This is a genomic window from Psychrobacter piscatorii (assembly GCF_001444505.1).
In the GTDB taxonomy this organism is placed as follows: Bacteria; Pseudomonadota; Gammaproteobacteria; order Pseudomonadales; family Moraxellaceae; genus Psychrobacter; species Psychrobacter piscatorii_B.
Window position 1 is genome coordinate 1 of record NZ_LNDJ01000133.1, and the last position, 6,710, is coordinate 6,710.

At 39.8% G+C, this 6,710-nt stretch carries 9 protein-coding genes and 2 pseudogenes; 4 read left to right on the forward strand and 7 right to left on the reverse strand.

What is annotated here, in order from left to right; all coding sequences use genetic code 11:
- Positions 1-171: 171 nt before the first annotated feature.
- Positions 172-401 (reverse strand): annotated as a pseudogene (locus tag AS194_RS13845) (IS3 family transposase); the annotation flags it as partial.
- A gap of 3 nt (positions 402-404) precedes the next feature.
- Positions 405-1,295, reverse strand: coding sequence for a LysR family transcriptional regulator (locus tag AS194_RS13185; RefSeq protein ID WP_058025956.1), 891 nt, complete (start codon positions 1,293-1,295; stop codon positions 405-407).
- A 135-nt stretch (positions 1,296-1,430) separates the two neighbouring features.
- On the opposite strand from AS194_RS13185, the gene AS194_RS13190 reads away from it, so the two are divergent.
- Positions 1,431-1,922 carry a CidA/LrgA family protein gene (locus AS194_RS13190; protein WP_083499709.1) on the forward strand — a complete coding sequence of 164 codons (492 nt, stop codon included), beginning with the start codon at positions 1,431-1,433 and terminating at the stop codon, positions 1,920-1,922.
- 9 nt (positions 1,923-1,931) lie between these two features.
- A complete protein-coding gene (locus tag AS194_RS13195) occupies positions 1,932-2,630 on the forward strand; it encodes an LrgB family protein (RefSeq protein WP_058025958.1) in 699 nt (232 codons plus the stop codon).
- Positions 2,631-2,640: 10 nt separating this feature from the next.
- Here the strand turns inward: AS194_RS13195 and AS194_RS14195 are convergent, their stop codons facing one another.
- Complete coding sequence (locus tag AS194_RS14195) at positions 2,641-2,883, reverse strand: transposase (RefSeq protein WP_152978651.1); 243 nt, start codon at positions 2,881-2,883, stop codon at positions 2,641-2,643.
- Positions 2,831-3,172, reverse strand: a complete 342-nt coding sequence (locus AS194_RS13660) for an IS630 transposase-related protein (protein ID WP_058025959.1) — start codon at positions 3,170-3,172, stop codon at positions 2,831-2,833. The genes AS194_RS14195 and AS194_RS13660 overlap by 53 nt, the downstream gene beginning before the upstream one ends.
- Before the next feature lie 144 nt (positions 3,173-3,316).
- On the opposite strand from AS194_RS13660, the gene AS194_RS13205 reads away from it, so the two are divergent.
- The gene (locus AS194_RS13205; RefSeq protein ID WP_058025960.1) at positions 3,317-3,631 is read left to right on the forward strand and encodes a DUF4298 domain-containing protein; all 315 of its coding nucleotides are present in this window, start codon (positions 3,317-3,319) and stop codon (positions 3,629-3,631) included.
- Between the two features lie 42 nt (positions 3,632-3,673).
- Here the strand turns inward: AS194_RS13205 and AS194_RS13210 are convergent, their stop codons facing one another.
- The gene (locus AS194_RS13210; RefSeq protein ID WP_058025961.1) at positions 3,674-4,288 is read right to left on the reverse strand and encodes a DedA family protein; all 615 of its coding nucleotides are present in this window, start codon (positions 4,286-4,288) and stop codon (positions 3,674-3,676) included.
- Between the two features lie 187 nt (positions 4,289-4,475).
- Entirely contained in the window at positions 4,476-5,396 is a 921-nt protein-coding gene (locus AS194_RS13215) for a LysR substrate-binding domain-containing protein (protein ID WP_058025962.1), read from the reverse strand.
- Between the two features lie 147 nt (positions 5,397-5,543).
- On the opposite strand from AS194_RS13215, the gene AS194_RS13220 reads away from it, so the two are divergent.
- Positions 5,544-6,407 carry a DMT family transporter gene (locus AS194_RS13220; protein ID WP_058025963.1) on the forward strand — a complete coding sequence of 288 codons (864 nt, stop codon included), beginning with the start codon at positions 5,544-5,546 and terminating at the stop codon, positions 6,405-6,407.
- A 140-nt stretch (positions 6,408-6,547) separates the two neighbouring features.
- Here AS194_RS13220 and AS194_RS13990 read toward each other — a convergent pair.
- Positions 6,548-6,710, reverse strand: a pseudogene (locus tag AS194_RS13990) (IS256 family transposase); the annotation flags it as partial.

Genomic DNA, 6,710 nt, shown 5'->3' on the forward strand with positions numbered 1-6,710 from the left:
TTCTCAGTATCCGTTAATCTATATATTTTACCTTTCTCTATTATTTTCTTTAAGTGTACCTTAGCGTCTATTAAATTATGTTCTGTAAGGTCTTCGAACGAAAGGTTTAGTGCTTCTAGTTTTTTGTAAAAGTGAACTGTACCGGGTTTGTCTGAGACCTTTTTATTTAAGTTAAGCCACTTGACCTAACAGGTTAAGCTTATCATAGTACATTGCTTTAAACTCAAAAGGCGATACATAGCCCAATGCACTGTGTATACGCTTTTTATTGAACCAATCTACTCAATTCAATGTCGCAAGTTGTACATTCGCTAAACTTTGCCAACCTGCTTTTAAATATTCAATCACCTCTGTTTTGTATAACCTCTATGCCCTGTTTCATCCAAAGCATTATCAAGGCTTGGTTATATATTTTTTCTTATGTTATCAAGCCAAGCTCGCATACTTGGTGTAAGCAAGCGATGACGACGCCAAGCCATGACAAGCTCCCATTTTAACTGAGGTTGGGTTAGTGGCAAGCAGACTAATCCTGTCAAATCCAACTTTTGAGTATAATATTGAGGCAAAAGAGTCACGCCCATATCCTGTTTTACCATGTCAAGAAGCAAGTGCCACTGATTGGTTTGGCAAATAATATTAGGTTCAAAACCTAGTGATTGACAGTTTTCTATAATCATTGGAGTAAATGATGAATTGGAGGTAAATAAAATTAGGGGTGCATTTGATAGTGATTTAAGTGTTACCTTGGTTTTTCGCTTACCCATACGGTTTTTATTTGCTACGACCACCACTGGATAGCAACATATCGACGAGTAGTCAAAATCATCGTCAATCGGCTTCATCAATGTTGCCACATCAAGTTGCCCCTCTAGAAGGGCCTGCTTAAGTGACTCAGCACCATCTTCGATAAGTGAGGTTTCTATACTAGGATGCATTTGGTAAAAGTTAAAAATAGCTTTGCTTAGTATTTCACTGCCTAACGGTGAAATCCCCAGACGCAACTTACCACCTATTAATTGCTGATAATCTACTACTGTTTGTTCAAGATTATCTGCCTTTTGTAAGATATCCACTGCTTGAATATAGAGGTGTTCGCCAATTTCCGTTAAATTAACTAGCCGCTTTTTTCTATGAGTCAACGGCTTATCAAACAGAGCTACGCCTAAATATTCTTCAAGGTTACTGATGGATTTGGTAACGGTGGGTTGGGTTAGATTGAGTTGAATACTGGCTTGAAGAAACCCACCTGTTTTTACGACTGTCACAAAGCAGCGTAATTGTTTCAAAGTTATCATGAATAATAAACCATGGTTAGGAAGGATAATGAAATTTATTATAGAAATTGGGAATAAAAATAAAAATATAATTCATAATTTATGACTAGGGTATTTTTATAATAAGTAGTCTCTAATCAACAAACAACAATTATTATGCGTAATCCTAATATTCACTTATCCCTATCCTTTGTAGCTGAAAAAAAACTTAGACTTCAACAGTTCTGTCGCCAATCATGGCTTCATGTCCTTATGCAATGCGCTATTATCGCAGCTGTCTGGTATTGTGCTGCGATATTGGTTGAGTCATTGCATTTACCCGTATCCTCAGGCGTCTTAGGGGTATTTTTAATGCTGATCTTATTAATGAGTGGTGCTATCAAGGTTAACTGGGTCAGACTGGGGGCAAAATTTGTTTTGGGTGAATTAGTATTAATGTTTATCCCACTTATGATGTCAATACTTCAATACAAGGCGCTATTTATCAGTAAGGGCTGGCAATTAATGCTGACAATTATCTTAAGTACCGCGATGGTGATGTTAAGCTCAGCATTCACTTTTATTATGGTGCACCGTTTGCAACGTAGATTGCATCGACATCAGATTCATAAAGCCCAATTAAACCTAAAAAATAATGGTAATGCGTGAGGATTTACAATGAATGTCTGGTCAATCCTTTGTCTCATTTGGACATTAGCTGCTTATTATATGGCTAAAGTAATCTATGTGCGCTATCGAAAATCTTGGCTAAACCCAGCTATAACGGTTCCAGTAATAACGCTTTCATTAATGATTATCTTTAATATCTCTTATGATACTTATTGGAAGGATACAGCTTGGATTGTGCAGTTACTTGCCCCCGCAACGGTTGCGTTTGCTATACCTATTTATGAATATCGTCGTTTAATACGTCAACATGCTTTGGCTTTGACCGCTTCTATAACTGTTGGGATGGTGGTGGGAGTCTTAAGCATATACCTATTCACTGGTTTGTTCCACTTTGATAAGACCTTGACCTATAGCTTGATGGCCCGTTCAATATCGACACCATTTGCGTTAGACTTATCTGAAAAAATTCACGGATCTTCCTCTTTAGTCTCATTGTTTACTTTGATTACAGGGATGGTGGGAATGATTTTAGGGGATATGATTTTGACTTTTTTTCGTATTCGCTCACATCTTGCAAATGGAATCGCATTTGGTAATGCATCACACGGTTTTGGTACAGCCCGGGCAAGTCAGCGCAATGAGGACGAGGGCGTTATAGCCAGTTTAACAATGATTTTAGCGGGATTGTTTATGGTATTCTTAGGCCCTTCATTAATACATGGCGTAATGTTATTTGAGCAAGTTTAAACAAATATAGTCAATCCAACTTAAAGTTGTAACAGCAGACATTGCTGAATAAGTGATTTAGATTATTCTCACCCCAGCCTTGCCTGAGCGTTTTTACTTCAGCCCACTTCTTCTCAATAAGATTTAAATCAGGACTGTAAGGCGGTAGCCATAGAATACGGTGACCATGTCGGTTTAATAGCTTTTTGATACGTTTGTTCTTATGAAATCTGATACTCGAGCATAGCTCTCCCCTTGCACTCGGGCAAAGCAGTGCTTTGCTTTATCCTCGCTTTCATGGCAGCTTCTACGCCGGATTTACTACAGCCCAAACGAGCAGCTCTTTCATAGTAGTAAGCGTCAGGATAGTCAGTAATGTCTTGTTTTAGGGCATCATTAGATATTTTGCGCGGTGCTCTGACGATGGGCTTGATACTGATGTCTTTTTTCCAGTTAATAATGGTGGTGGGACTCATATCATAAAGCTTGGCTGCGGTGCGCACGCTCATGCCTTGTTCAAGAGACTGTAGTACCTTTTTACGAAGGGTAATGGGGTATGTCATGGTAATTAGCGAGCTGGAATTTAGAATTATCGTAACAGTTCTTGGTAGGGTTTACTATACTTTGAATTATCACAGGTAAAGACAAGGTATTAGCTGATTTGAAATTCTAAAGAGATTTTTGCAACTATAAATAGGAGTTATATGATGAGCGAAGCTATTAATCCACAAGACATTGATCCACAAGACATACAACACAAATTTGAGCGTTGGTCTGCTCTACAGTCAAAATTATTACAGGCGCAGCAAGATTGGAGAGAGGCAGAAGCGCTACTGTCTGAGGTACAAGAGTATTATTTAAGTCCGCAGTGGATACAAGATCGTGAGGCTGATGTCACGATTAAGCACTCTGGTGAGGCTCATTCTATCTTTAGCGAAGACGGTATTTGGAATGCGATGACAGAGCATCAAGAGCAGGCGATTACTTGGATGCGCTTAGGGTTGGACGCTATCGACAAGTAGATCAAGGCGTTAGCACTTAGTTATTATCGGCCTGCGCGTTTGTTAGTGTTTATCAGATAAACGCCGCTTTACAAACCAACCAATAATAATGACAACGATAAGGATGCCAATACCTGTCGAGTAAGGGGCGAGCGTCGATTCAATAACCTCGTAGTTTTGGCCCATATAGTAACCCGCGAACGTCAGACCTGTCGTCCAAATGCTTGCACCAAGTGCGGAGAGCCCCAAAAACGGTAGCATCGGCATATTATTCATACCGGCAGGAATCGAGATGAACGAGCGGATACCAGGCACCATACGACCAAAGAATACCGCTTTTTTACCGTGCTTATCGAACCACTCATTGGTAGCTTTGATATCGTCAGGTTTTACAAAAACAAATTTGCCATATTTTTTGGTTAAGGCTATCAAGCGCTCTTCATTAAACACGCGGCCTAAATAGTACAGCGGTAACGCACCAAGTACCGCGCCAAGCGTCCCTGCTAGTATGGCAAGTATGAGATTAAGCTCACCATTTGAGGCGGCAAACCCAGCAGCAGGCATAATAACCTCGGAGGGAATAGGCGGAAAGACGTTTTCGGCAAACATGGCAAAGATAATGCCAAAGTAGCCAAACTTCGCCGTGATAGAGAGTACCCAGTCACTGATTTGACCCATAAAAAACCTTTATAATAGAATGAACAATACTGCTGCTAAGCCGAATCTTTAGGCAAAAGATACTAGCTCATCAGTGGTTTTTCAATTTAGAAGGTTTTACGCGCTGTGCAAGTTTCGTTAACGTATATCTAAATCATCAGCGTAGGCAAATAGCGCCGGCGCGCCTCCGGTATGCCAAAATAAGATGTTATCGGTTGCTTTGATTTGCTCGGTGGGTATCATTACATTGGGATTCTAGCCATTCGCTTAATTTAATAATATCATCCTGATTATTCCTTAATTCCTTGCAAACGAAGTAAAAGTTATCCCCTGTTAGAAATTCATGCATTGGAACTCTAACGATATTTTGTTTATAAGCATCATCCTGCATCATATAATTATTGGTAAGAGTAATACCCAGATTGTACCGTGCGGCTTCTATCGCTAATAGTACATGACTAAAATGATTTATCTTTATATCGCTTGGTAATTCAAATCCGCCTGCCTTACACCATCGCAGCCAATCCTCCGCTGTATTCTCGCTCGTATCTGCATATCTCACAGACAATATTGGATGCCGCCACAATGCGTCAGGAAGGGGTTTATCTCTTATTTTCTCCCAAAGCTTTTGACCACAAACAGGATATAAAGTTTCAGCAAATAAAAACTTACTGATGAAAGCATGTGGAGGAGGATCGACGGTGATATAACAATCGGCCCTTTGCTCATTATAATCAGAGGGATGATTAACCATATCTAAAGTAAGTTCTATTTCTGGATACTGTCTATAGAAGTCTTCTAGTCGAGGAATCAACCAATTCACTGCGACTGAACTGTACAGAGCTAAGCGTATACGCCCAGGTTTTCCATGTTTAATAATCTGACTACTATCTGAAAGTAGACCCAATGCGCCACTCACATCTGTGAAATAACGCTCACCAACCTCTGTCAACGAAAAGGTCCGGCCTTGCCTGTAAAACATTGCTTCCCCAAGATACTCTTCAAGGATGCGTATTTGGTGACTCACGGCACTTTGTGTCACATTGAGGCTTTGTGCTGCTTTTGAAAAGCTGTTAAGCCGTGCAACGGACTCGAAGCACTGTATTGCACGCAGCGGTGGCAAATCCATTATTACCTCAGGTAATACTAAATATGTTTTATATCATTATACATCATACTCTTACTTGAATATACTGCCTGACAGATCGTTAAATCAGCATGAACCCATTGGGGTTTTAACAGTTTCTGAATTCTGAATAGGGCGGGGAGGCTAAAAATGCCAAAGATGAGTGTTGCATTTGCCATGACGCTATTGGTACTAGGAAATATCATTGCGGTCTTCTCAGACGCCTTGATAAAGGCCTTGCCCTCTGAGACGGCGGTATATCAATTTATCCTGTTTCGTCAATGCACAGCGGTTTTAATGCTGTTGCCATTTTGCTTAATTAATAAAAAGAACAAGTTATTCAGTAATATAAAATGGCACTTTGTTCGTAGTCACGTGTGGTTATTGGGTGTGATATTCATGGTACTGTCTCTTCAAGCACTGCCTCTTGCGACTGCGAATGCTATTTTTTATGCCGCCCCTTTATTTGTATTACCACTGGGTTTTTTATTTTATAAAGACAGATTAAACTTTCCGACTATCGCAGCCTCTATATTAGGTTTTGCTGGTATCCTCGTTATTGTACAACCGAAACAGATCAATTTAGGGGCGGTGTTTGCCCTTATAGTGGCGGTAACCATGGCGCTAAACAATCTGTTAGTTCGTAAACTTCCACAACATCATACTGTCTATCAAACGCTACTTTTGACCAATTTATTAGGAATCCCATTCGCGCTTGGTTTGGCTATTTGGGAAGGACAGCCATTTGATTGGCGCTCATTGATTACGGCTGCCAGTTCAAATGTATTCATTTTGATTTATGCAGGTATATGCGTACAGGTGTATCGACACATTGAAGCGTACAAAGTCTCTAGTGCGGAATACTCAGGTTTAATAGGAGCGGTGGTGGTTGGAATCATATTGTTTAATGAAGTACCAAATATGACTTTGTTAGTAGGGTCTGCGCTGATTATCCTACCTTTGATATGGCTAGCTACTCTCGAATCTATGAGGTTTAGACAAAAAACTGGGTAGGATAATAGCTTTTAAAACCTAATTAAGCTGACGTGCCATAAATAATAAGAAATAATAAGAAATAATAAGAAATAATAAGAAATAATAAAAGTTATGAATAAGACTAAAAGAGACCATCCCAGATTCTGTGTAACTGCCATTTAGATTAAATGCCTGCTGATGCGATCATCAAACATAATCATAAAGCGATTAAGAGCAGACGTCCAGTTACGGATTGGCATCGACCACTTTTTGGATGCCTGCTGGGTTGCTAGATAGACTACCTTGAAAGCTGCGTGATCAGATGGGAACACCTTACGCTTA

Bases quoted from the DNA above. Each gene is read 5' to 3' on its own strand.
- AS194_RS13210 (WP_058025961.1), bottom strand. From the start codon at position 4,288: ATGGGTCAAATCAGTGACTGGGTACTCTCTATCACGGCGAAGTTTGGC.
- AS194_RS13660 (WP_058025959.1), bottom strand. From the start codon at position 3,172: ATGACATACCCCATTACCCTTCGTAAAAAGGTACTACAGTCTCTTGAA.
- AS194_RS13190 (WP_083499709.1), top strand. From the start codon at position 1,431: ATGCGTAATCCTAATATTCACTTATCCCTATCCTTTGTAGCTGAAAAA.
- AS194_RS13215 (WP_058025962.1), bottom strand. From the start codon at position 5,396: ATGGATTTGCCACCGCTGCGTGCAATACAGTGCTTCGAGTCCGTTGCA.
- AS194_RS13205 (WP_058025960.1), top strand. From the start codon at position 3,317: ATGAGCGAAGCTATTAATCCACAAGACATTGATCCACAAGACATACAA.
- AS194_RS13195 (WP_058025958.1), top strand. From the start codon at position 1,932: ATGAATGTCTGGTCAATCCTTTGTCTCATTTGGACATTAGCTGCTTAT.
- AS194_RS13220 (WP_058025963.1), top strand. From the start codon at position 5,544: ATGCCAAAGATGAGTGTTGCATTTGCCATGACGCTATTGGTACTAGGA.
- AS194_RS13185 (WP_058025956.1), bottom strand. From the start codon at position 1,295: ATGATAACTTTGAAACAATTACGCTGCTTTGTGACAGTCGTAAAAACA.